General features: G+C 58.0%; 22 protein-coding genes. 11 read left to right on the top strand and 11 right to left on the bottom strand.

Features of this window, described 5'->3' with window-relative positions:
* Positions 1-14: 14 nt before the first annotated feature.
* The 5 genes from hslV to P5540_00255 form a co-directional block, all read right to left on the bottom strand.
* On the bottom strand, positions 15-548 hold the full coding sequence (hslV, locus tag P5540_00275) for an ATP-dependent protease subunit HslV (GenBank protein HRT63234.1): 534 nt from the start codon (positions 546-548) through the stop codon (positions 15-17).
* Positions 508-1,242, bottom strand: a complete 735-nt coding sequence (locus tag P5540_00270; GenBank protein HRT63233.1) for a lysophospholipid acyltransferase family protein — start codon at positions 1,240-1,242, stop codon at positions 508-510. The genes hslV and P5540_00270 overlap by 41 nt, the downstream gene beginning before the upstream one ends.
* Positions 1,239-2,114: a 2-dehydropantoate 2-reductase gene (locus tag P5540_00265; GenBank protein HRT63232.1), complete on the bottom strand. Its 876-nt coding sequence runs from the start codon at positions 2,112-2,114 to the stop codon at positions 1,239-1,241. Before P5540_00265 ends, P5540_00270 begins: the two co-directional genes overlap by 4 nt.
* A gap of 146 nt (positions 2,115-2,260) precedes the next feature.
* A complete protein-coding gene (locus P5540_00260) occupies positions 2,261-2,758 on the bottom strand; it encodes an SPOR domain-containing protein (GenBank protein ID HRT63231.1) in 498 nt (165 codons plus the stop codon).
* A gap of 346 nt (positions 2,759-3,104) precedes the next feature.
* A complete protein-coding gene (locus tag P5540_00255; protein ID HRT63230.1) occupies positions 3,105-3,521 on the bottom strand; it encodes a hypothetical protein in 417 nt (138 codons plus the stop codon).
* A 335-nt stretch (positions 3,522-3,856) separates the two neighbouring features.
* Between P5540_00255 and P5540_00250 the strand changes: the two genes are divergently transcribed.
* Positions 3,857-4,549, top strand: coding sequence for a hypothetical protein (locus P5540_00250; protein ID HRT63229.1), 693 nt, complete (start codon positions 3,857-3,859; stop codon positions 4,547-4,549).
* A gap of 78 nt (positions 4,550-4,627) precedes the next feature.
* Here the strand turns inward: P5540_00250 and P5540_00245 are convergent, their stop codons facing one another.
* Positions 4,628-5,695 (bottom strand): alpha/beta hydrolase, encoded by a 1,068-nt coding sequence (locus P5540_00245; protein HRT63228.1) that lies wholly within the window; start codon positions 5,693-5,695, stop codon positions 4,628-4,630.
* Between the two features lie 138 nt (positions 5,696-5,833).
* Between P5540_00245 and P5540_00240 the strand changes: the two genes are divergently transcribed.
* Both P5540_00240 and P5540_00235 read left to right on the top strand, forming a co-directional pair.
* Complete coding sequence (locus P5540_00240; protein HRT63227.1) at positions 5,834-7,819, top strand: hypothetical protein; 1,986 nt, start codon at positions 5,834-5,836, stop codon at positions 7,817-7,819.
* Complete coding sequence (locus P5540_00235) at positions 7,780-8,589, top strand: lysophospholipid acyltransferase family protein (protein ID HRT63226.1); 810 nt, start codon at positions 7,780-7,782, stop codon at positions 8,587-8,589. The genes P5540_00240 and P5540_00235 overlap by 40 nt, the downstream gene beginning before the upstream one ends.
* A 65-nt stretch (positions 8,590-8,654) precedes the next feature.
* Here the strand turns inward: P5540_00235 and ilvB are convergent, their stop codons facing one another.
* Entirely contained in the window at positions 8,655-10,481 is a 1,827-nt protein-coding gene (gene ilvB / locus P5540_00230) for a biosynthetic-type acetolactate synthase large subunit (GenBank protein HRT63225.1), read from the bottom strand.
* 261 nt (positions 10,482-10,742) lie between these two features.
* Here ilvB and P5540_00225 point away from each other — a divergent pair, with 261 nt between their 5' ends.
* The 6 genes from P5540_00225 (at position 10,743) to P5540_00200 (ending at position 16,865) form a co-directional block, all read left to right on the top strand.
* Entirely contained in the window at positions 10,743-11,441 is a 699-nt protein-coding gene (locus P5540_00225) for a carbon-nitrogen hydrolase family protein (GenBank protein HRT63224.1), read from the top strand.
* Between the two features lie 282 nt (positions 11,442-11,723).
* Positions 11,724-13,343 (top strand): nitrite/sulfite reductase, encoded by a 1,620-nt coding sequence (locus P5540_00220; protein ID HRT63223.1) that lies wholly within the window; start codon positions 11,724-11,726, stop codon positions 13,341-13,343.
* Positions 13,340-14,077: a phosphoadenylyl-sulfate reductase gene (locus P5540_00215; GenBank protein HRT63222.1), complete on the top strand. Its 738-nt coding sequence runs from the start codon at positions 13,340-13,342 to the stop codon at positions 14,075-14,077. Before P5540_00220 ends, P5540_00215 begins: the two co-directional genes overlap by 4 nt.
* Positions 14,078-14,113: 36 nt before the next feature.
* On the top strand, positions 14,114-14,941 hold the full coding sequence (gene cysT, locus P5540_00210; GenBank protein ID HRT63221.1) for a sulfate ABC transporter permease subunit CysT: 828 nt from the start codon (positions 14,114-14,116) through the stop codon (positions 14,939-14,941).
* Between the two features lie 5 nt (positions 14,942-14,946).
* The gene (cysW, locus tag P5540_00205) at positions 14,947-15,816 is read left to right on the top strand and encodes a sulfate ABC transporter permease subunit CysW (GenBank protein ID HRT63220.1); all 870 of its coding nucleotides are present in this window, start codon (positions 14,947-14,949) and stop codon (positions 15,814-15,816) included.
* Entirely contained in the window at positions 15,813-16,865 is a 1,053-nt protein-coding gene (locus tag P5540_00200) for a sulfate ABC transporter ATP-binding protein (protein ID HRT63219.1), read from the top strand. The genes cysW and P5540_00200 overlap by 4 nt, the downstream gene beginning before the upstream one ends.
* A 12-nt stretch (positions 16,866-16,877) precedes the next feature.
* Here P5540_00200 and P5540_00195 read toward each other — a convergent pair whose 3' ends face one another.
* On the bottom strand, positions 16,878-18,119 hold the full coding sequence (locus P5540_00195) for a glycosyltransferase (GenBank protein ID HRT63218.1): 1,242 nt from the start codon (positions 18,117-18,119) through the stop codon (positions 16,878-16,880).
* Positions 18,106-19,464 carry an amidohydrolase family protein gene (locus tag P5540_00190; protein ID HRT63217.1) on the bottom strand — a complete coding sequence of 453 codons (1,359 nt, stop codon included), beginning with the start codon at positions 19,462-19,464 and terminating at the stop codon, positions 18,106-18,108. Before P5540_00190 ends, P5540_00195 begins: the two co-directional genes overlap by 14 nt.
* Before the next feature lie 273 nt (positions 19,465-19,737).
* On the opposite strand from P5540_00190, the gene rplJ reads away from it, so the two are divergent.
* The gene (gene rplJ, locus P5540_00185) at positions 19,738-20,265 is read left to right on the top strand and encodes a 50S ribosomal protein L10 (protein HRT63216.1); all 528 of its coding nucleotides are present in this window, start codon (positions 19,738-19,740) and stop codon (positions 20,263-20,265) included.
* A gap of 42 nt (positions 20,266-20,307) precedes the next feature.
* Positions 20,308-20,703: a 50S ribosomal protein L7/L12 gene (gene rplL, locus P5540_00180; protein ID HRT63215.1), complete on the top strand. Its 396-nt coding sequence runs from the start codon at positions 20,308-20,310 to the stop codon at positions 20,701-20,703.
* Between the two features lie 140 nt (positions 20,704-20,843).
* Here rplL and P5540_00175 read toward each other — a convergent pair whose 3' ends face one another.
* Positions 20,844-22,118 (bottom strand): alpha/beta fold hydrolase, encoded by a 1,275-nt coding sequence (locus P5540_00175; protein ID HRT63214.1) that lies wholly within the window; start codon positions 22,116-22,118, stop codon positions 20,844-20,846.
* Positions 22,115-24,031: an excinuclease ABC subunit UvrC gene (gene uvrC / locus P5540_00170; protein HRT63213.1), complete on the bottom strand. Its 1,917-nt coding sequence runs from the start codon at positions 24,029-24,031 to the stop codon at positions 22,115-22,117. Before uvrC ends, P5540_00175 begins: the two co-directional genes overlap by 4 nt.
* Positions 24,032-24,226 lie beyond the last annotated feature (195 nt).

Genomic DNA, 24,226 nt, shown 5'->3' with positions numbered 1-24,226 from the left:
CATGTGCGCAAACCTCACAAAACCTCAACAGAAATAGATGTATTTGTATACACACATATTCCGGCTGCTATACATAATCCTTCGCGTACTATCCCTTCGGCATCAAGATGGGAATGGGCTATCAAGGCGCGGGCGGCCGCCAAGGCATACGGCCCCCCGGATCCGATGGCCAAAATGCCGTCATCGGGTTCGATAATCTCGCCACTGCCAGCAATCAACAGGGATTTTTCGGTATCGCAGACGGCGAGCAGGGCTTCGAGTTGGCGAAGATACTTATCGGTTCGCCATTCCTTGCCGAGTTCGACGGCGGCCCGGGCCAAGTTGTTGTTGAATTGGCCCAGTTTGCCCTCGAAGCGCTCAAAGAGTGCGAAGGCATCCGACACCGCGCCCGCAAATCCGGCAAGGACGCGCCCATCGGCAAGCCGCCGGATTTTGGTGGCGTGTTCCTTCATAATGGTGGCGCCGAGGCTGACTTGGCCGTCGCCGCCCAAGGCAACCCGTCCGTCCTTACGGACACTCAGCACCGTGGTGCCTCGAAAAGTCTCCATCGTTCAGTTCTCCTTCGATCTCCGCATGAAGGCGGTTCAGGGCCTCTTCGACCTGTGCGCGCATGGTTTCGACCGCTTCGGGCGATTCGTCCTTCGGGGACGGAATGGCCGGTCCATAAGCCGCAATGACATGGGCAAACGGTTTGGGTATTGGAAAACGGTCCCACGAATGCAGACGCCACGACGGAGCCACGGCAAAGGCTTGTGGCAACACAGGCGATCTCAGCCTTGCGGCCAGAATCGCAATGCCGGGCTTCGCCACGCGCCGCGGCCCCCGTGGGCCGTCGAGGGTGAAACCGATGCGCGACAGATGCGGAAAGGCGGCCTCGAAACTCCGAAGCGCATCCGATCCGCCCCGGGAAGACGAACCGCGAATGGCCATCATGCCGTATCGTCTCACGACCCGCGCCGCCATCTCGCCATCGTAACTGTAACTAGTCAGCGTGTGGCCGCCGGAACCGCGATGATGCCATGCCGCCAGCCCCAATGTTTCATGCCAAAAGGCCACGATGGCCCGGCCCTGCGTTTGTTGGACTGCATCCCAATGTTCCATGCCGCGGATCTCCCACCGGGCGCTTCGCGACAACAGTTTCATCGCGCCGGCGATCAGGGGCGGCAACAGAGCCAACGCGCACCGCTGCCGCACACTGAAGGCGTACGGACTGGTGTAGCACACACCGGGAATTTCGGTCACGGTCGTCGTTGCTCCAGGCTTTTAATCAGTTGCCAGATCATGCGCGTGCGGGGCGTGGGCAGCGAGGCCGCCTGCGCGCGTTGCAGGATTTCCCCGCTGATTGCGTCTATCTCCGTTCGGCGGCCGGTACGCACATCCTGCAGCATGGACGAGATATTTTCGGCGGTCTGACGGCATACTTCTTCGGCCAGTTCGACGAGACTTATTTTGAACCGGTATCCTTCGATTCCGGCTACTTTGGCGGCTTCGACCACGAGGTCGCGCATCAGTTGCCGGGCTTCCCGGATGGCCAGCAACTGTCCGTTGGGCACGTCGAGAAGGGCCGTCAATGGATTGATGCCTGCGCTGACGACCGCCTTTTGCCAAAGACATTGACCGGGCGATTCCGTGATTTCGACATCGAACCCGGCCTGGCTGATCATCGTATAGGCCGGCTCGACGGGGCAGGATGTCCATGCGCCAAAGACGGTGCGGCCGCGGCCGGCATGGCGCACGCGGCCCTCGTCGAGAAGCGTGGCGCCTTCGGATGTCGTGCCGGCCAGCAAACGGGCGCTGCCAATGCGCCCGGCGAGAGTCTCCGCGTTGCCAAGGCCATTCTGCAACGTCAACACCGCGCCGGTCTTCGGCAGTTCAAGCAACGGGGTCGAATATGCTTTCACGAGCACAATCAGCACATCCATTCCTTCGGGAATACAGGAAACAATCGCAGGCTGCGCATGAATCGTTTCCGTGGAAGATTCCACCACAATGCCGCTTTTTTTTAAACGTTCCGCGCGATCAGGCCGGTAATCGGCCAGCGTGACCGACAGGCCGGATTGCGCCAGCCGGGCTGCGAACAGGCATCCCAAAGCGCCGGGACCAATCACGCACACTTTCAGTTTCTTGGTTCGTGAAATTTCCCCCTGCCGGGGTGCATCGGGCAATGAACGCTTGATGCCGTCGCCGGTCCTTGATCCGAGCTGCGGCAAACGTTTTGAACGTTTTTTTTCTGACAATGTCATTGAATGTGTTTATTACCTCAGCGCTTGCGAGGAAAACAGTCGGCGAATCCGGCCCTCTTCTTCAGTTCCGCGCAGGCTTGGGCGGCGGAATCCTTGTCGGGATAATGCCCTACGATTACGCGGATAATCTTGCCATCCTCGGACGGAAGCAAGTCCGCCTTCATATCGGTGTTTGCCTCAAGCCGTTTTTTCGAGGCCTCGGCCATTTGCTGGCGGTTCGCTCCCGAAAACGAGGCTACTTGGATACCGTAAACGCCTGGCGCTGCGGTTGCCGGCAGCAAGGTTGTACCGGCCGGTGTTTCAACGACAGGTGGTACACTTTCCGTATCCGGTTTCGGCGATTCCGGAGGCGTTGTTGTTGTTGCCGACGGCGCGGACGGCGCTGCGGGTTTCACTTCTGTTGTGGCGGCCGTCGGCGCGGGCGTTTCGGGCTTGGACGGCGGAGATGAAACCGGTGCGGCGGAAGGCGCCGCGGGCGTTTCCGGTTTGGCCGGCGGTGCGGGATGTTCGCTCACGCGAGGGCCGGACGGCGCCGCTCCATCCGCAGAAGGGAATCCCGGTGTTTGCGACTGGGTCGGCGGCATAACCACAGGCCGGGGCGATTTCTGCACGCCAACCGGTTGCGGTTCTGTGTTCCCGCCACGTGGCGCGGGAGGGAATGGCCTCGATGGCCCGGCGGCGGTCTCGGCGGACGGAACGTTTTGTTTCGGACGGGAAGCGGCGGCGTCATAACGGCCGACCAATACGCCAAGAGCAAAGCATACCAGCGCCATGATTAGAAAAACGCAGGTTGCAATGACGAGTTGGCTCGATGAAAACTCAGAACTCAGCCGCGACACGCTCGGCGTCGGTTTGTTTACGTTAGGATTGAGCATTGGCCGCTCCTTCCTCCGCTCCGTTCGGCGGGTTTTCCAGGCTGGCCAGACGCTCTATCAAAATTTGGCGGCCAGCCTCCAATTCCGCATATCCAAGACAGGGATCGCGCACTTCTATCAAACGGTTGCCAATACGATCCGCAAACAGGATCATCTTGACATCCTGATCTCCCTCATCGGACTCCTTGATCAACCGGAACACCTTTTGCCGCCGCAGCAATTGGGCCGCCAGATACGCCACGGCTAATTCCCCGCGATCCTCCCGCTCGACCGAATCATAAAAAATCTGACGCAGCGGCGAGAAGGTCTCCGGCGGTTCCTGCTCCGCCACCTTGGCATCGTAAAAAGTGGGCGACCATATCGAAAAGGCGTTTGCGCCCCGCTCAACATTCCAACAGGACATGCAATAGTCCTCCCGCAACAACGAACCTTGCTCAACTCTTGCCACGGAAGTCAATGTCTCCTCATGAACAAATGAACGCCCGCAGGCCGTGCATGTCTGCGAACACTTGCCGATTTTAATTTCCATTCCAGCGTCAGCGCCTTTCACAACAACCGGTTTTGTTTTCGCCACGCATCCCTTGATCGAACCGTCCGGCGATTGATCTTCATTCTAATCGGATCACAGGGATCATTTCTATGCGCGAAGACAAAGAATAAGAACACTCCTGTTTGTGTTATTTTGGACAAGCAAAAGTGGAATTGGGTCTGTTTGACCCCCAACAAGGAGGGCGATGGATGATCAAACAAACAGGATGGGCATTGGGACTGGCTTGCCTTCTGGCGGCGGTGCCGATCGCGGCATGGGCACATAATCCCATTGTAATCAATGGCGGGCCAACGGATGCCGAAACGGCGCATGCGGTGAAAGACATTTCCGTCAGCAGGGTCGCCTATCATCACGCCAAGGAGGGACAACCTTTGCTCTGGCTGACGTTTGACGGCCAGGCCGGCCAATTGCTTGAATTTCAAATGGGTTTGCCCAAGATAGACCGATATGCCGGACTCCGCCCGGCCACGGCCCTTTTGGGTCCCGGCCTGCCGCCCGCGCCTGAATTGCCCTTCACGGTTCCCGAGGGAATGGGCGCCGCGATATTCTCCACCGAAGGCCGGGAGCCGACCGTGTTTCACGAGGAATTCACCGGAACGGTGGATTGGCAATTCGAAATGGACCGCATTTCATTGCCCCAAGACGGGAAATACTATCTGGTCTCTTATCTGCCTTCCGCGAATGAGGGAAAATTCTGGATCGCATTGGGCAAGGCGGAAGTGTTCGGAGTATGGGATTTGATTCGAATGCCCGTCATTATCATACAGGCGCGGAGTTTTCATGAAATATTTCCTTGGGGCGGAATCCTTGGATGGGCCTATCTCGGCATTGTGATGGCCGCTCTCGGCGGTTTTACGGCCCTCTCCGTATTGATTTTATAAACGCCCGTGGCAATGCCGCCTCGTTCATGAAATCGTTTCCCGCACTGACGGAAAACGGCAGCATCAAGATGTATGCGTTCACCGCCTTCCGGCTTCTGCCACCTCGACGGGATTGCCCTTGAGATATGTCTCGAAAAACGCATTCATGATGTACTGGCAACGCTCATTGGTGCGCAGGAGAATATCCATTGTGTGCGGCATACCATAAAGGCAGTCGTACCAATAGGGCAGCCCCATGGATCGGAGTTTTTCGGCGAGCATGTTTGACTGCGCGACAGGCACGAGGTCGTCTATGTTTCCCTGAAAAATCAGGATCGGCGGTGCATTCGGCGTGACAAACTTGATGGGTGATCCCAGCGCGTAGAGATCCGGGGCTTCCTCATAGGTTTTGCCCATGGCCCGCCGGAGAATCGGATGATTGCGATCACCCGGCACGGTCAAATCCGTCGGGCCGTAGAGATCGACCACGGCGGCCACATGGCTGCTGACGCCCGGCCAGCCGCCGTCGCCCTCCAGTTCCGGAACATGAGGCGAAAGTCCGATCATGAGCGAAAGATGGCCACCCGCAGATCCCCCGATGGCGCACATCTTGTCCGCGTCAATATGATGTTCAGCGGCATGCGATCGCAGATAGCGCACGGCACATTTTACGTCTTGAATACACGCCGGAAAAAGGGCTTCCTGAACGAACCGGTAACCGACGCTGGCCACAACATACCCGCGTTGCGCGAATCGAACGCAGTAGTAGGCATAATCCTTCTTGTCGCCGCCGGCCCAGCCTCCCCCGTGAATGAATATCAGGCACGGAGCGGGGCGGTCCAGGTTTTCAGGCGTATAAAGATCCAGCCGAAGCGGGCGATCCCCCACACGCCCGTATTCAATGTCCTTCTTCAACACGACGCCCGGTGGAATGGGCACGTTCTCGAATTCAATCACATCCACAAGGCCCAATGCCCATAGGACACCGGCCGCATAAAACGTTGGAAATCCGGGCTGCGCTTCCGGAGCGCCCTTTGGAACACGCAACAAATCGTAGCGGATCGGTTGTGGCCCGTTTTTGAAAAAAAAGAAGTACAACCCCGCCAACAACAAGGCCATCAACGACCACCAGGCGACATGGCCAGCAATCCGCAACGTCTTCCGCATGTTTCAATCCCTCCATTCCGAAAACCATTATAGATACCTGTTTCAATCTTCTCAATTCATCCCGATATCTTGTGAAACATAATTCAATTAGGACGGTATAGTGGGCGAAGTCCACATTTTGTTGGGAAGGAGCAATACGTGGCCAAATTGGTACAATCTATTGTGTATATGCGCGATTGGTGCAATGCACACCCGGCGCGTGTGCCGTGGTGCGCGGCCTTGATTGGCGCTTTTGCCTTGACGCCGTCCATCTGGGGAGGCTTCTCCATGGACGATCACTACTTTCACGTCGTAATGGATGGATTTCCAGAAGAACCCTCCCTAAAGTGTTCTCCTGTGGATATTTTTGCGTTTTCGGACGGCGACCCCGTTCGGAACCGAATCCGCATGGAACACGGCATGCCCTGGTGGGCGCCGGAACGTTGGCAGGTCGCGTTCTTCCGTCCTTTATCCGCATTGACCCATTGGGTTGACTGGAAACTCTTCGGCAATACAGCATGGCCCATGCACGTTCACAGCATTTTTATCTATGCCCTGCTGGTCTATGTCGTGACGCTGCTTTATCAGCGCATTTTCAGCCCGAATGCCACGGGGCGCAAGGATATTTCCATCAAACCGGGGGGGCGTTTTTCGGAATTCGATTACCGGCCGTGGGTGGCGGGTTTGGCCGGATTGTTTTTTGCCATTGACATACCCCATGGGCTCACGGCTGGTTGGCTGGCCAATCGCAACGCCTTGTTGTCGGCATTGTTTGTGGTGCTGACGATTTACTTTCATGACCGTTGGCGGCGCGACACGTGGCGACCGGGCATGTATCTGGCATGGTGTGCACTCGCGCTGGGCCTGTTGAGCGGCGAGGCAGCGGTGACGGCGGGGGGCTATCTGTTTGCCTATGCGCTTTTCATCGATCGAGGGGCTTTTTTCAAACGGTTTGCCACGCTGCTGCCTTACCTGGTGGTGGTGGGGCTTTGGCGCATTCTGTACAAGGCGCTTGGATACGGTGTGTTCAGTTCCCGCCTGTACACGGACCCGCTGTCCGATCCCGCGGCTTTTGCCGTCAAGATTATCCAGTACTGGCCGATGCTGCTCTTCTCGGAATTGGCGGCCGGGGAGCCGATGATTTGGAACTATCTCCCGGGACCGTTGTCGGCGGCCTATCTTGCAGGCGCGTTGGCGTTTCTGGGGCTGGTCGGATGGTTGATTTGGCCCTTGCTTCGAGAACGCGCCGAGGCGCGCTTCTGGGCGCTGGGAACGCTGCTGGCCCCGTTGCCGACCTGTGCCGTGTTTCCCCAGGCGCGCTTGTTGATGTGCACGAGCATCGGCGCCATGGCGCTAGTGGCCCTTTTCATTGCATGGCGTCTTGGCCGGAGCAATTCTTCTTCCTCGGAAATCCGGGATTCTTCCGTCATACGTATTGACGAATCCCCGCGCCGGAGACGCTATGCCTACGGCCTGCTGGTCTGCTGGATCGCCTTGCACGGGGTCGTGGCGGCGGTGGGGATGCCGTTGATGAGCCTGACGCCGGTGGCCGTCGAGAAGACCGTCCGGCGTGATTTGGATCGCATGCCCTCGGATCCCGCCGTCCGCGAGGATACCGTGGTGCTGGTCAATGCCTTGGCCGACGTTTGGGGCATATTCGTGCCCGTGGTGCGCATGTCGGTTGATATGCCCGCGCCGCGCCGCTGTTACGAACTGGCGGCGGGTTCGCGCACGTTGACGGTGCGCCGCGAGGACGAACGCACCCTCGTGCTCCGGTATGGCGACGAATTCCTGACGGACCAATACACGCTGGCGTTCCGCAATCCCGCGCGGGAGCCCTTCAAGCCGGGCGACACCGTTCACTTCGATCGCATGATCGTCGAGGTGCGGGAAGTAACCCCGGACGGACGGCCCCGAGAAGCGGCGTTTCGATTCGACGCGCCGCTCGAAGATCCCTCGTTTCGTTGGATGGCTTATCAAAACGGCCAATGTGAACCTTTTTCGCCGCCGGCCGTGGGCCGCATGGCGCGAATCAACAACCCGGACATGTACGAGGTCGTATGCAAACTCCTTGGAGTGCCGGCCTTCACAGGAGTTTCGCCTTCGTGGATCGATACGCCCCTTTTCGCGTGGCTTCGCGGCTAATCCGTGGCGTCTGCTGGATTTTTGTTTGTTGGGCGGCGATTCGGGTTGTTGAATGGTCCGGCTCGTCCACTCTTCGCAAGCGAATCGCACGGCTGTGGCTCAAACGCATGTTGCCGATTTTCGGCATGCGCGTCAAGACCGTCGGCACGCCGCCGCCCGATCCGTATTTTCTTGTGACCAACCATATCACATGGGGCGATTTATTTGTGATGGAAGCCCTCTGCGACATGCGGTGCGTCGTTCAATCCGAGGACGCCACGTTTCCTTTTTTAGGCCGCCTGTTTCTTGGGTTGGATCCGATTTTCTCCGAACGGAGCGCCGATCAGATTCCAAGGCTGGTGAACGAAATGACCGCCACGATACGCGCCGGCGGCAATATTTTGCTTGCCCCGGAGGGCGTGGTTGGACCGGGACGCGCCGTACGGCGGTTCCGTCCGGCGTTACTCGAATCGGCCGTACAGACCGGTTGCCCGGTCCATTACGCGAGCATTACATGCCGCACACCCGACGGATATCCCCCGGCGTCCAAGGTCGTCCTGTTCGGTCCCGATCCGTATTACCGAACGCCGGACGGCAAAATTCCCGATTCAGAGTTGGAAGCATGGGGACCGGAGCGTTCGTTTTTCATTCACCTTGTCAAACTGCTGGCGCTTCCGTGGCACGAGTTCACGGTGCGCTTCGCGCCCGAACCCATCCGTGGAACCGACAAGGTCCAACTCGCCAAGGATCTTCAGGCCGCCGTTCAATCCATCTTTATTCCGGTACCATAGAATCAGACTTTCGACGGCAATGTCCGAATCGGAACCGAACGCCCCGGATACGCGAGTCTTTCCCGTTATAATTCGTTCAGATCGGCGGTTTCGATATGTTCCGGATGCGGGACTTCACGTGATCGGATATACGGTCCCGTAATCATTTCCTTGTATCCCTGGCCTGGCCCTACCATGGGAAACACATCCGCATTCTGGTCTACCGTGACATCGAGAAACGCCGGTCCGTCGTGGCCGAGCCAGGCATCGAGAGCCTTTTTGACGTGTTCTTTCTCGGTAACCCGCCGTGCAAACGTGAATCCATCCGCTTCGGCCACTTTCACGAAATCCTTCTTGCGCAGCGATTTGTCGGTGCCCGAGTAGCGGTGGCCGTAGAACAGCCGCTGCCATTGCAGCACCATGCCGTCGCCGGTATTGTTCAGGAGGAGGACCTTGACGGGCACGTTATAGCTGGTCGCCGTTTCGAGTTCTCCGATGTTCATGCGGAGACTGCCATCGCCGTCCACGTCAATGACGGTCTTGCCCGGCGAACCGAGTTGCGCGCCGATGGAGGCCGGCAAACCAAACCCCATCGTGCCCATGCTGGCCGATGCGATAAACGTGCGGGGCCGCTGAAAATCGAAATACTGGGCGGCCCACATTTGATGCTGTCCGACGCCCGTGCAGACGATCGCATTGCCGCGGGTCATTTCATTGAGGGTTTCGATTACGAATTCGGGCTGAATCAGGGGATTGGCCCGGTTGTAATTGAGCGGATGGTCTTTCTTCATTTTCAACGCATGCCGCAACCATGGTCCGAAGTCACGGCGGAACCCCTTGCCGGCTTCGATGAGGTCTTGCAGCGCCATCTTCGCGTCGCCGACATGCGCCCAATCGGGTTGTTTGACTTTCCCGATTTCAGCGGCGTCAATGTCCACATGCGCGATCTTGGCGTGCGGGGCGAATTCGGAGACTTTTCCGGCCACACGGTCATCGAAGCGCGCGCCGATGGCGATCAGGAAATCGCAATCCTCGACGGCATAATTGGCATAGGCCGTGCCGTGCATGCCCAGCATCCGCAGGCACAACTCATGGGTTGTATCAATGGCGCCGATGCCCATCAGCGTCGTCACCACAGGGATGCGGAATCGTTCCACAAACGCACGTAGTTCCTTGGTGGCATTGCTGCTAATAACGCCGCCCCCGGCATAGATCAACGGGCGATGCGACTTGCCCAAGAGGCGGAAAAAGGCATCGGTTTCCTGGGAAGACAAGCGCGCCTCGTGCAAGGAGGCAATTCGATTATCATAGCCACGGCGTTCAAGGCGTCCCTCGCCGAGAAACGGTCCCGTGTAGTTCTGCATATCCTTGGGCACGTCAACCACAACCGGCCCCGGACGACCGCTACGGGCAATGTCAAACGCGGTCCGAACGGTCGCTTCCAACTCAAGCGGATTCGACACCATGAAGACATGCTTGGCGCAGGCGCCCATGAAACTGAACACCGGCGCTTCCTGAAAAGCGTCCGTGCCGACCGCGTGGGTCGGCACCTGACCGGTAATGAGAACGAGCGGAATCGAATCGGCCATCGCATCGCGAATGGGCGTCGTACAATTCGTGGCCCCCGGTCCCGACGTCGCGACGAATACGCCCACCTTGCCCGTGGCCCGCGCATAGCCCGACGCCATGAATCCGGCGCCCTGCTCATTCGCGGGCACAACGAGATTCAACTGATCCTTGGGACCCTGCGCCGCATTGTAGCGGAACAGCGCATCGAAGGTCGGAAGAATTTGCCCGCCGTTGTAGCCGAAGAACACGTCCACGCCTTCGTCCGCCAGTATCTGAATAATCATGTCCGCGCCGGTCATCTGCTTTCCGGCCAGCGGATGTTTTTTTCTGCGTTCTCTTGCCATGTATTCGTTGCCTCGCTCGAACCGTGTGGATATCCAAAATAACAAAAGCGGCCATTCGTCTCCTGCGCGACCGCCCAAGCGGAAGCGCGCGCTTTCGGAAACGATCGGCCGTCAGCCGCGCCATCCCTCTGTGCCATAAGAGTACCGGCTGGGACATGGTTTTGTCAACTTGTTGGACCGTCCATACCTTGTGATATGATCCGACGGAAGAACACAAACGGAGGATAAACGATGTCCACGATCAGGGTATCCGGGGTCCAAATGTTCGTTACGCCGAATTTGTCTGACAACTTGGAAAAGATTGTGCATTACATTGCGATGAGTGATTGCGACTTCATCCTGTTCCCGGAAATGAGCCTGACCGGGTATCACGGGGAGTTCAGCGATCAAGCGGTGCGAAAGGCATGGCGGCAGATTGCGGCGGCTTGCCGTCAGGCCTACGTCACGGCCATCATTGGCACCGGCGCGCGTGAAGAAGGCAAGACCTATATCCAAAGCCGCATTTATGGCGACAACGGACGCTTGCTGGGGACACACGAAAAACTGGTCCCGACAAGCGGTGACCGCAAGTTTTGCAGTCCCGGCGGCGAATTGCGTGTGTTCAAACGTCATGGGATCGTGTTTGGCTGCCTGATTTGTAACGATCTGTGGGTCACGCCAGGTTGCGGGCCTTATCCCGACCCGCGCCTCACCTATAAGCTTGGGCAAATGGGGGCACAGGTCATATTCCACTCCATCAATTCAGGCGGAAGCGAAATCCACACCCCCTACCATGAATCCAACCTTGTATTAAGGGCCATGGAAAGCAATCTCCATATCGTCACCGCCAACGCCGCCGTGCCGAATGGAGCTGTCAACGCCGCCACAGGCGTTGTTTCACCCAAGGGCGAGTGGTTGGTCAAATGCCCGCGAACCGGAGAACATCACTTCGCCATTGACATTGAAGTCGAAAGCGAATGATCGCTTTTCCCGTGGCTAAAGGCCGCTAACGTAGCTCAGACGCAATGCCTTGATCAAGGATATGATTTCTTTGTCCGCAACTTCTGTGTACCATGCACAGAAGTTGAGGACAAAGAAAATAAAGTCCCACCGGTTGAATTTATTGCCGGTTTCATACGTTCCGTTTGATAGCCGGTTCGTCGTAACTCATTCATTTATTTGACAAATGGAATATTTGGATGTATAATCATTGTTATTATGACCAAGATACTAATTTTATATAAGGAGCCTTTTTTGAATGCCATGAATGACGATTCGTCGGTCCTACACCTTCCGGAGCGTATCCGAAACGATGCGTTGGCGTTTCGGAACGTGGTGGATGCTTATTTGCGCGGTGAAATGCCCGAGAAGGAATTCCATTCTCATCATGTGGGCATGGGCATTTACGAACATCGGGAGAAAGGGCGGTTCATGGTGCGCGTTCGCATAGGCGCGGGCATCGCGCTTTCCAGGCAACTGATTCGTATTGCGGAATTGAGCCGCCAATACGGCAGTGGAATCTTGCATGTAACAACCCGGCAGGATATCCAGATTCACGGTGTGACGGTTCCGCATTTGCCGGATGTCGTCGAGAGCCTTCTTGAAGCCGGCCTGTCTTCGCGCGGAGGCGGCGGCAATACCGTCCGCAACATCACGGCCTGCTTTGGCGCCGGACTTTGCACGGATGAACTTTTCGATGTGGCTCCGTATGCGGTGGCGGTGGCGGAATATCTTCTTCAAAACGAGCGATCGTACATGCTCCCCCGAAAATTCAAGATAGCGTTTTCAGGCTGCGAGAAGGATTGCGCGCTGGCCTCGGTGGCCGATCTTGGTTTTTTTGCGCGCATACGCGACGGGGAACCGGGTTTTGCGGTCCATGCGGGCGGCGGTCTGGGCGTCAATCCTCGTGCCGGCATCCGCATTGAGGACTTTGTCCCGGTCGGCGACGTTTTTTGGGTGGCCGAGGCAATCCGCCGTCTTTTCGACAAATATGGAAATCGCGCGAACCGTAACCGGGCCCGGCTGCGTTATGTCCTCGCGGATTCCGGGGAAGAAGCCTTCCTCGATTTGTATCGCCAGGAACGGGAGATTTTGCACGCGCAGGGATTGCCTGGTGAGATTCCCGTCATTCGAAAAAAGGAAGCCCACCCCGGCAACCAACGGACCATTCCCGTTCCCCTTGCCCTTGGGCACATTACCGCCGACGCCTTGTCGGTGGTGGCTGAAATCGCCCTTCGTTTCGGAACAGGAGAAATCCGGACAACCCAACTCCAGGATCTGCTGATTCCCGGCATTCCGGAAGAGGTTGTTCCGAGGGTGCTGGGATTGCTGGCGGAAGCGGGGCTGGACAAGGGCGCGAACGGTCACCCCAAAATCGTCGCTTGCACCGGCGCCTCGACGTGCAGACTGGGCATTTGCCGGTCGCGCGACCTCGCGCAGGCCATTGGGGATCATTTTCAAACGTGCGGGATTGGAATTGACAACGCATCGTCCCCGGTGATCCGCATCAGCGGTTGCCCGAACAGTTGCGCGGCCCATCAAATTGCGGAGGTCGGACTTCAGGGTTCGTCCCGGCGGATAAAGGGCGTTCTCGTGCCGCATTACACCGTTTATGTCGGCGGCAGCCTCTCCGGCCAAGGCGCCCGGCTCGGCGAGAAAATTGCCACCGTTCCCGCTCGAAGGATTCCTGAACTGTTGGCGGACTGCCTGACCAATGGCAAGATCGATCCGATAAAAGTGCGTGCGCGCGCGCCTCAATATGAAGAACCGCCGGAAGATCTCCCGAAATCGTATTTTTTTGACTTTGGATCGGAAAAGGCCTTTGCCCTGCCCGGTCGGGCGCACAGCACGGCCAACGCGGTAGATGAGGAAGCATCGAAATGAATGCCTCGCTTCAAATATCCGAGACATTGGCGGCTTTGAATGGCCTTGGGTCCGAGGCAATGCTTCAATGGGCCCTGATGCAACATGGGCGTCGAGCCGCGATATTCACCAGTTTCCAAAATACGGGGTGCGTCATGATTGACATGGCGCACCGCGTCGCACCCGGCCTCCGCGTGATAACCGTGGACACCTTGCGTCTTCCACGGGAAACCTATGATCTGATGGAAATACTCGAACAGCGCTACGGTATTTCGATTGAACGCTTCAAGCCCGACCCGCAACGCCTTGAAAAGATGATTCGCGATCATGGCGAGTACCTGTTTTTCGACAGCCGCGCCAAACAGGAGTTTTGTTGCAAGGTGAGGAAAGTCGAGCCGAATGATCGCGCCCTCGATACCGTGGACGTCTGGATAACCGGATTGCGGCGCGATCAGTCCAAGGCCCGGATGATTACGCCCAAGGCGGCCCTGATCGATCACAAAGGGCGCGAAATACTCAAACTCTGTCCCCTCATAGACTGGACCGAGGAACAGGTTCGTGAATACCTCGCCAATCATCGTGTGCCCTACAATACGCTTTACGACAAAGGCTACACGAGCATCGGCTGCCAAATTTGCTCGACCCCAACGCGCCCCGGCGAGGATAAGCGCGCGGGACGCTGGCGCTGGATGAATCAACTCAGCGAGGATCACCATAAAGAGTGCGGACTGCACACGCGCGGAAGCGGCATCTGATCCGCCAAGCGGAAACCGGAGGGAGACTCGGCCATACTGGCAAGGAAACAAACTGTTTTGCCCGGATTCGGACTGGCGGGCGGGTACACGCTTTTCTACCTGTGCCTGATTGTCCTGATACCGCTCGGCGCAATGTTCCTCAAGGCGTCCACGCTTTCGTGGGACGCATTGTGGGAAACCATCGCCTCGCCGCGCGCCGTGGCTTCCTATCGCCTGAGCGTGCAGGCGGCGTTTGCCGCCGCCGCGGTCAATGCCGTGTTCGGACTTCTGGTGGCCTGGGTGCTGGTCCGGTACCCGTTTCCCGGTAAACGCTTTGTGGATGCCCTGGTGGATTTGCCTTTTGCGCTGCCGACCGCCGTGGCGGGCATCGCGTTGACAACGCTCTATTCGCCCAAGGGCTGGATTGGGCGTCTTCTCGATCCCCTTGGCGTCAAGGTGGCTTTTACCCCGCTGGGAATCGTCGTCGCCCTTACCTTTATCGGGCTTCCGTTCGTGGTGCGCACGGTCCAGCCCGTTCTCGAGGATCTCGATAAAGACATCGAGGAAGCCGCGCGCAGCCTTGGCGCAACGCCCGCCCAGACCTTCCTGCACGTCCTCGCGCCTTATCTCGTGCCTTCGCTGCTGACCGGGTTTGCGATGGCATTTGCGCGCGGCCTCGGCGAGTACGGATCGGTCGTTTTCATTTCGGGGAACATGCCGATGAAGACGGAAATCACGCCGCTCCTGATTATGACCAAGCTCGAGCAGTTCGATTATGCGGGCGCCACGGCGCTCGGCGTGGTCATGCTCCTGATCTCGTTCACCATGCTTTTTGCCATCAACCTGCTCCAATGGTGGAGCGGCTCCCGCGCCCTCCGAGGATAAGATTCATGGCTCTTCCCGTTCCCTATCGAGCTGAGCCGGAAAAACGGATGGTCCGTTGGATCTTCACAGTGCTTGCGCTTGCTTTTCTCGGATTTTTCCTGGCCTTGCCTCTGGCGGCGGTCTTCGTGCAGGCGCTGCAAAAAGGCTTGGGCGCCTACTGGGCCGCGCTGCTGGAGCCGGATGCGCGCGCGGCTGTCTACCTGACGGTTCTTGCGGCGGCTATTGCCGTTCCGCTGAACCTTGTATTCGGCATTGCGGCGTCGTGGCTGGTCGCTCGATTCGATTTCCGCGGGAAAAGCATTCTCGTCAGTCTGATCGACCTGCCTTTTTCCGTGTCGCCCGTCATCGCGGGGCTTATTTTCGTACTGCTGTTCGGTTTGCACGGGATATTCGGATCGTGGCTCGATTCCATCGGTGTCCAGATTATCTTTGCCGTGCCGGGAATCGTCCTGGCCACGGTCTTCGTGACATTTCCCTTTGTCGCGCGCGAATTGATCCCGCTCATGCAGCAACTCGGCTCCGAAGAGGAGGAAGCGGCGCTGCTGATGGGCGCCGGCGGACTCAAGACGTTCTGGCACATCACGCTGCCCAACATCAAATGGGGCCTTCTTTATGGCGTCATCCTGTGCAACGCCCGCGCGATGGGCGAATTCGGCGCCGTTTCGGTCGTATCCGGCCATATCCGCGGCCTGACCAATACGATTCCGCTCCATGTAGAAATTCTTTACAACGAGTACAACTTCACGGCCGCCTTCGCCGTGGCGTCCGTCTTGTGCCTGCTGGCGGTGGCCACGCTGGCCGCGAAATCGCTCGTTGAATGGAAGGCCACGCACGATCACAAAGCCGGCGAAAGCGCCGGGGAGTCCCCGAAATGAGCATCGAAATTCGGGACGTCACCAAGACATTCGGTAATTTTACCGCCTTGCGCAATGTCAGCCTGACCGTACCGACGGGTGAACTGGTCGCCCTGCTGGGACCTTCCGGTTCCGGAAAGACGACGCTGTTGCGGGTCGTCGCGGGACTTGAAACCGCCGATTCGGGTTCGGTCCTGTTCAACGGCGAAGACACATCCCGGAAATCGCTGCGCGATCGGCGCGTGGGATTTGTGTTCCAACACTACGCCCTGTTCCGCCACATGACGGTTTTTGACAATGTCGCGTTCGGACTCCGCATGCGTCCTCGTGCGCAGCGTCCCGGCAAAAAGGAAATTCGCGACCGCGTGATGTCGCTGCTCGAAATGGTGCAGCTCGGCAATCTCGCGAACCGGTATCCGTCCCAACTGTCCGGCGGGCAGCGGCAGCGCGTCGCCTTGTCCCGCGCGTTAGCGGTGGAACCGTCCGTTTTGCTGCTCGACGAGCCTTTCGGCGCGCTCGACGCCCGCGTCCGCAAGGATCTCCGCCGATGGCTCCGCCGTCTTCACGACGAAATCCGCGTGACCAGCGTGTTTGTGACCCACGACCAGGAAGAGGCGCTCGAAGTGGCCGATCGGGTGGTCGTCATGAACCACGGCGCCATCGAACAGGTCGGCACGCCCGAAGACGTCTACCACCGCCCCGCCACGCCGTTCGTTTTCCACTTTCTCGGCGATGTCAACCTGTTCCATGCGCGTATGCGCGACGGGGAGCCCGTCCTGGGCGATGGGGCCGGGGAGGCGTCCGAGGAACAGCGCGCCAAGGTTTTCGTCCGTCCGCACCTTCTCGACGTCCACACCCATTCGAGCGGCCAGGAACATTTTCGCGCGCGCGTCGAGCACATCAACCCCGCCGGCCCCATCGTAAAACTTGAACTCGTCACCTCCGACGGCGATCACATTGACGCCGTGGTCAGCCAGGAACGGTATCGCGAACTCGCCCTCAAGCGAGGCAGCGATGTTTTCCTGACCGCCAGGGAAATGTCCGTATTCGTCGAAGACTACAGCATTTGATTCGGACGGCCTTCATTCCGGCGTTTCGGCGGCCTGCATGTGCTCTTTCAGAAAAGACTCCAGTTTCCTCAGGCGATGGGCATGCGTGTGATGCGCGGCAATTCGCCGCTGTGCGCGCTCGATCATTGCTCCACGTTCGGCGGCATGGCGGAGGTAATATTCGGCCTTGTCCTTAAGTTCGTCGAATGAGGCGTACACCGCCATTTCGGTTTCGGGGTCGAAAAATTCGGCGATATCGGATTGGGCGTCGGTAAGCAGAAAACCGCCGGCGGCTGGGCAGTCGAACACGCGTTGATTGACGGCGGTTTTCATTTGAAGGCTGGTGATATTGAGATTGACGGCCGTCGTCCGGTAATACTCGGCAAGGTCGGAATGATACGCCACCGATCCGCCAGCGGCGGGATAAATGCGTTGCCAGGCCGCATCACCACGAACTTCAATTCCCATGGGCGACAACCGCTGGACCATTTCGGCGCGCTGACGCCGCGTGGCCTCGTAAATGAGGCATAGTTCGATATGGCGTCGCTCGCTGGTCGTGCAAGGGGTCAACAACGTGGGATCCAAAACGGCCTCTATTCCCTCGGCAAACCGTTCGCGCGTGACCCGGCCTTGCATGAACGCGTCCTGTATCGCGGCGGTTATTTCGGGCAGATGTCCAAGTTTTTCCCAGGCTTCACCGGCTTCCGCGATCATGGAAGTGCCGACGAACGCCAGGTTGCGCCCGTAGTGTGCGGACGGTTTGCCCTGAAATACGGCGGGATCGGTGGCAAGCGGCATAAAGTGAATGTGCCGGAACCCAAGTTGTTTGAAATGGGGAATGTAGGCCCGTTCCCATGTCGCGGCCACCATGTACGGTGAGCAATGTAATTTTCGGTCATAAAGGATCATGCGCGGGGTATCTGTAAACCAGCTGACATAGGGAATGCGCGCGTCCTCGAAAAAGCGCGAAAACATTGCTTCCGCGTCCATGCCGGCAAAATTGGAGGCAAGGATGAAATCCGGCTTGAACTCCCCTATCGCCGTAAACAACAGCCGTACATCCTCGCGCGTCAAGCCGCCGGTCATCGCCGAGGGAACGGACGCCGTCTCCCATCCCAGCGATTCCGCCGCGCGACGCCAACTCGACTCGAAGAAGTAATTTGCATCCAGGATTAGCATGCGAGTAGGCCCGCGGAACCGGGGGTAATCGAGGATCTTCCGCATGCCCGCCGTAATCTGCAAGCGCGGGCCTTTGGTGGAATCAGCCGATGCCATAAAACCGCGCCGGATTGTCATGCAGCCAAAGCCGCAGAATGTGTTTTGCGTCGTCGAGATCCAGTTGGCCCCGGCCGATGCGATCCGCAAACGCATCGGCGAGGGTTTCGCGGGCCATGACGAGATGGCCATAGACGTTCTCAACGCCCCAGATGTAGTCGCCGCCGAACCCGTGGATCTTGTTGACGGGAACGGTGTCCAGAATTTCGTTGATGGTCTGCCGCGTCATTTCCTGCGACACGACATAGCACCAGCAAAGGTCCAGATAGGCATTGGGGAAGTTTTTCGCGACAAAGAGGCATTCGCGAACAAACGGCATGCCGAGGTGATAGATGTCGAAGCGGGTTCCGGGGTACTTTATGACCAGATTGATCAACAGTTTCGGTTCCATCATACGAAAATCGCCCCAGACGCCGGAATGGACCGCCACGGGCCAGTCCCACTCAGCCGCCTTGGTCAGAAGCACATCGAGCAGAGTGGCCTGTAGAATTGGATCCGCCGCTTTGCCGTCGAGATAGTCCCGGTAGGATTTTGCCGCCGCGCCGCGGTCTGGGTCGGGATAAAGGCCCGCGGCGATCTTGCAACCGGCCGCGCCCTGCGCCCGCGCGTCCTCAAGTTCATGCTCGAAGCAGGCGATGTACGCATCGAGATCGGGCAGGGCCGTCCCCCGTTGGGCTTCGAGCGAACGCACGAAGTTCGGATCCGGGAGTTGGTACCACGGCATGCTTACAAAAACAGGTGTGAGCAGATCGCGCGGGACTTGTCCCTTTATTTTCCCGTTCTGCACAAGGCAGGTCTTGATGCGGCATCGCTCGCGAAGAATGCGCGTGTACAGGCCGGGGGTGTTGTTGGCCCGAATCCGTTCCGTGGCTTCCCGGTACGTCGCGCCATCGAGTTTTTCAATGCCGTAGATATCGCGCAAGGCTATTTGGGGCGCACGGAAATAACTGCCGTAACGGATATTTTTCAGATGCGGCCATGCCTTTTCCCATCGTTCGTCGAGCGGAACGTCCGTGTCCAGAAAAAGGTTGTTCGCGAACAGGTTTTCACCGGGTCGCGGCGAATAGCCCGCCGACGTGGCGTCCACGTATTCATACAGGCTGAAGAGCGTGAGAACATCCACGGCTCGCGCGAGACGATCCGGTTCGATGGGCACGTGTTCGTGACAATCAATAATATCAAGCCCGGCCAGGAACTCGCCGAGCGATTCACGCGCTTTTTTCATCGAAAGCATCCTTCCCCGCGTTTTTGGACTTTGCGGCGTTGCGGCGGCGCCGAGACCGGCCCCCGACACGATGGCCGCGCTGCGCATGAAGCCGCGCCGGCTGTACTCCGTGGAGTTCATGTGGCATACATCCTCCTTCCCGGAAGTATCCCGAATCGGCGGCGGCATATTCAACGACTTTGATTTCTTTTCCATTTTCCTGCTATAGTTCCACTCGGCAGCGAGAAAGAAGCTGCGTCCGTCGAAGACAGCCGGCGGCCTTCGGGCCTTAAAGTTGCCTGCCGAGACGAAGGAACGAGGCTGAACAGTATTCATGCCCCGTGCCGTCTCGAGGACGGTGCGGGGCTTTTTTCTTCCGGCTGCACAAGCAGACTGGAAGGGAGGTGAATACCATTGCCGAAGCAATACAAGATTGACGCCGTGGCCGAGTTCAAGGAACGGCTCCAAAGCCATATGCTGACGATTGCCACCCAATATCAGGGAATCACCGTCGAGCAGGTAACGGAGCTACGCCGTAAACTTCGCGAGGCCAATATCGAATTCAAGGTGTACAAAAACACGCTGGTGAAGCGCGTGCTGGACGAACTGAACCTGTCCGACGCGGCGGCCTTCATCGAGGGACCGACGGCGTGGGCGTTCTCGAACGACCCGGTGGCCCCGCCGAAGATCATGAAGGAAATCGCCAAGGAAGTGAAGGTGCTTTCCATGAACGGCGGCATCCTCGAAGGCCGCGTCGTTTCGAAGGCGCAAGTTGAATCGCTGGCGAACCTGCCGCCGCGCGAAGTGTTGATCGCGCAAGTCGTCGGGACCATCGCCATGCCGTTGCGCAACGCGGTGGGCGTGCTGAATGCCCTCCCGCGCAACTTGGTCAATGTGTTGGATCAAATTCGGAAACAAAAAGAAGAAGCCGCGGCCGCCTGAAAACGAACCTTGCCGCGCAAAGAATGAAAGGAAACACAAGTCATGTCGGATAAGTTGAATGCGATTATCGATCAGATTGCCGGATTGTCGGTGCTTGAACTGAGCGAACTGGTCAAGGCGTTGGAAGAGAAGTTCGGCGTCACGGCCGCGGCCCCGGTGATGATGGGCGCGATGCCGGCGGGCGGAGGCGCGGAAGCGGCTCCGGCGGAAGAAGCCCCGACCTCCTTTAACGTCATCCTGAAGGAAGCCGGCGGCCAGAAGATCCAGGTCATCAAGGAAGTGCGCGCGCTGACCGGCCTTGGCCTGAAGGAAGCCAAGGATCTCGTGGACGGGGCCCCGAAGCCCATCAAGGAAAACGTGCCCGAAGACGAGGCCAAGAAGATCCGCGAAACCCTCGAAGCGGTCGGCGCCGTCATTGAAGTAAAGGGTGTTGCCTGATCCCCACAGGCGTTTTCTCAATCTGCGCCGCGCGGCCTGCGGCGCCCGGACGAATGGTGGAATGGCGTGGACGGAACGAACTGGCGTTCCGTCCACGTTGTCTTTCTGGATGAAAAAACTGCTTTTTCACCAACCACGGCTTATTTGGTTTTGGTGTCCTTCTTCGGGGTGGGTTTACGTGGCGCCGTCTTCTTTTTTGCGGGGTTGGCCTTGGGAACGGACGCCTCTTTCGGAGCGGTATCCGCCTTTTTGGGCGCTCTTTTTACGGTGGGCCGTCGCTTGGGCTTGGAGGGGGCGGAAGAGGGGGAAACATATTCAACGACTTCCGCCGCCGGTCTGACGCCGTCGGCCGATCGTTGCACAATGGCATGTGCGCGTAACCATTCGATTACCGGATCGAAAACATCTTTTTGGGCCTCGCGTCCAAACACAAGATCCACATGGCTGTAGTCGGCGGCATGACCATTGGCTTTCGACAGCATCAGGAAGCGCTTGTCCGGAATTTTGATTTCCCGGAAAAACGTTTCCGCATGGACAACCGGAACAAAGGGATCGGCCGCGCCGAAAATGGCAAACAACGGGACCTGCAGGTCCTTCAGGTGATCGAAAACGTCCACGCTTTCGTCCTTCACACGCCACACATGGGATTCAGCGGCCTTTGCCAGCGATTCGGACACGCCAAGGGGAGGCGCATCCATCGTGCTGAACATGGCCTTGGCGTCCAGAATGGGATTCATGTTCTCATAATTGATGGGCAGGAAAGCCAGTTGGGGCTTGAAAAAATGGCAGATGGAAATCAGCAGCCGTTGTCCGCAACGGAATGCAAGTCGTGAACTCCTTCGCAATCCAAAGGCCCAGCCGGGCCGTTTGAACGGAACGTCATGAAAACCGATGGGGGATCCCAGGGTAACGCCGCTCGCCAGATCCGGTGATCCGGAAACGGCATCGTAGGCATATAGCAACATGCCGCCCATGGAATGGCCTACCCAATGAACTTTTTCGTAACCGGTCATTTTTCGGATGTATTGAATGGCCGTCGGAATATCCTTGAAGAGATAATCGTCCATGCTTGCATCGTTCAGGGAGTGGCCGAAAGGCGGTATCGCGCACGAATTGCCGCGCAGATCGATCAGCCAGCAATCGTATCCAGCGGCCGACAGCGCGTCGGCCATCGAGGCGCCTGCGGGCAACGAGAAGTTGAACTGGGTGGACATGAATCCGTGAACCATCAACACGGGTTCGCCGGGACCGGATTTCGCCTTGTGGCGGCAGAGACGCAAATGCCAGCGATCCGGCGTGGTAATCGTATGCACTTCATCGGCGCTGATGGGCGGACTGAACGCATGGACCGAAAAGACCCACCAGCAGATTGCCCCGGCCACAAAAATCAATATCAAGAACATCAACAGACTCATACCCTTTTCCCTTCTTTCGTTTCTTCACCGGCGCGCAGATGTTTGAGAACCTCGCGTGCGATCGTCTCATTGAATCCCGGCAAGGCCGCAATGGCCTCCATGGAACTGTCCGCTATTGTCGCAAGAGATCCGAGCCGGGTCAAGAGTATCCTTGCCCGTTTGGGGCCTATGCCGGGGATTTCGGTAAGCGATGTCTTTAACGTTGCTTTCTTCCGCCGTTTTCGATGATAGGAAATTGCGAAACGATGAGCCTCATCGCGCAGATGCGCCAGAAGGCGCACGACCGGTGAATGCTGGGGCAGAATGACTGGATTTACGCGATTGGGCAGAAAGAATCGCTCCGGCGACCGTGACTCCCCCTCCGAACGCGACTTGGCGATCCCGACAACGGGAAGATCGCCGATGCCGAGATCGTCGAATACCGCCCGCGCCACGTTCAATTGGCCACGGCCCCCATCTATCACCGCCAAATCGGGCAAGTCGTCCTCTTCAATGGCCCGCGTGTACCGGCGCATAAGCACCTCGCGCAGCATCGCAAAATCGTCTTGGCCTTCGACGGTGCGAATCGCATAGCGGCGGTACCGGGCCTTGGCGGGGACGGCGTTTTCAAAAACCGCCATGCCGCCCACGGATCTCCCGCCTTGAAGGTTCGATATGTCGAAACATTCCATGCGATACGGCACAGCCACCATGCCAAACGTCTTGCGCACCTGTTCCATCAAATCCCTACCGGCTTCCTGGGCCAATTGACGTTCCGCGAACGACTGCCGGGCGTTACGGGCGGCCAATTCGAGCAACGCCGCCTTATCGCCCCGTTTCGGATGCATAATCGTCACGCTTCGCCCCCGCCGTTCGGCCAGGATCTCCGCGATGGTTTCCGCGTCATCGAGGTCCATGGGCGCAAGGATCTCCGCCGGCAATGTCGGCGTCTGCGCCCCGTACTGCATCAGAAACGAACGAAGAAACTCGTCGGGCGGCATTTCACAGCCTTCAAACGCGTAGTCGCGCCCTCCCACCATTTTGCCGCCCCGGAAGAAAATCACCTGAACAACGACGTACCTACCCTCTTGGCAGAGTCCGACGACATCGCGATCTTCGGCGCCCGGCACTGCGACGGTGCGTTGGCGTTCAACCGTTTTTCGCAATGCCAGGAGCCGATCGCGCAGCACGGCCGCCTGCTCGAATTCAAGACGGCCGGCTAGTTCGCGGATCTGTTCCGAAAGACGGTTTTCCAATTCCCCCGTGCGACCTTGTAGGACAAGCATCACCTGGTCCACCACTTCTCGGTATTGCGCCTCGTCCGTTCCCATGCACGGCCCCATGCACTGGCCCATTTGAAAATAGAGGCAAGGCCGCGTGCGGTTTCGCAGCACGCTGTCGCTGCACAGGCGCAGGGGAAAGAAACGCCGTATCAGTTTCAACGTTTCACGCACCGCCGATGCGCTCGCGTACGGCCCGAAATAACGCGCGCCGTCCTTGCGGTATCGGCGGACAATGGTCACGCGCGGATACTTTTCCGCGGGATCGATCCGCAGGCTCACATACGTCTTGTCGTCGCGTAGACGAATGTTGTAACGCGGTTTGTACTGCTTGATCAGGCTGTCTTCAAGCAGCAGCGCCTCTTTCTCCGTGTTTGTGACAAGAAATTCGATATGCGCCACGCGGCGCAACAAAAATGTGACGTTATACCGACTGTCCTGTTCATTGATGTAAGTACGTAACCGGGCGCGAAGATCCTTCGCTTTACCCACATAAATAGGCCGTTTTTTCGCATCCTGCATGATGTAACAGCCCGGCAAGGATGGAATCAGCGCCGGATCGAAATGTTTCAAAAAGGCTTTTCCGGCAATTATAGCGCCTCCGGTAACGGCGGAAATCGGTTTCAACTCCCCAATTTTTGGATCATCGTTCATGGAATCACTATACCCGAAAGGGATTGCCGCAGGCAAAAAATCGGCGTAGAGCCTTGTCGGACCTAAAGTTAGCGAATCGGCAGGGTACGCAATATTTTGTATTGACAGAAAGAGGAAACCACTATATAATGTGGACGTTCGTGGATAGCGCGGCGAAATTGGTCAGACGCGCCGCAACGGACAGTAGTAGGGAGT

The sequence above is a fragment of the Candidatus Hydrogenedentota bacterium genome, from assembly GCA_035450225.1.
GTDB lineage: Bacteria > Hydrogenedentota > Hydrogenedentia > Hydrogenedentales > SLHB01 > DSVR01.
This window is presented reverse-complemented; position numbering and strand designations above follow the sequence as displayed.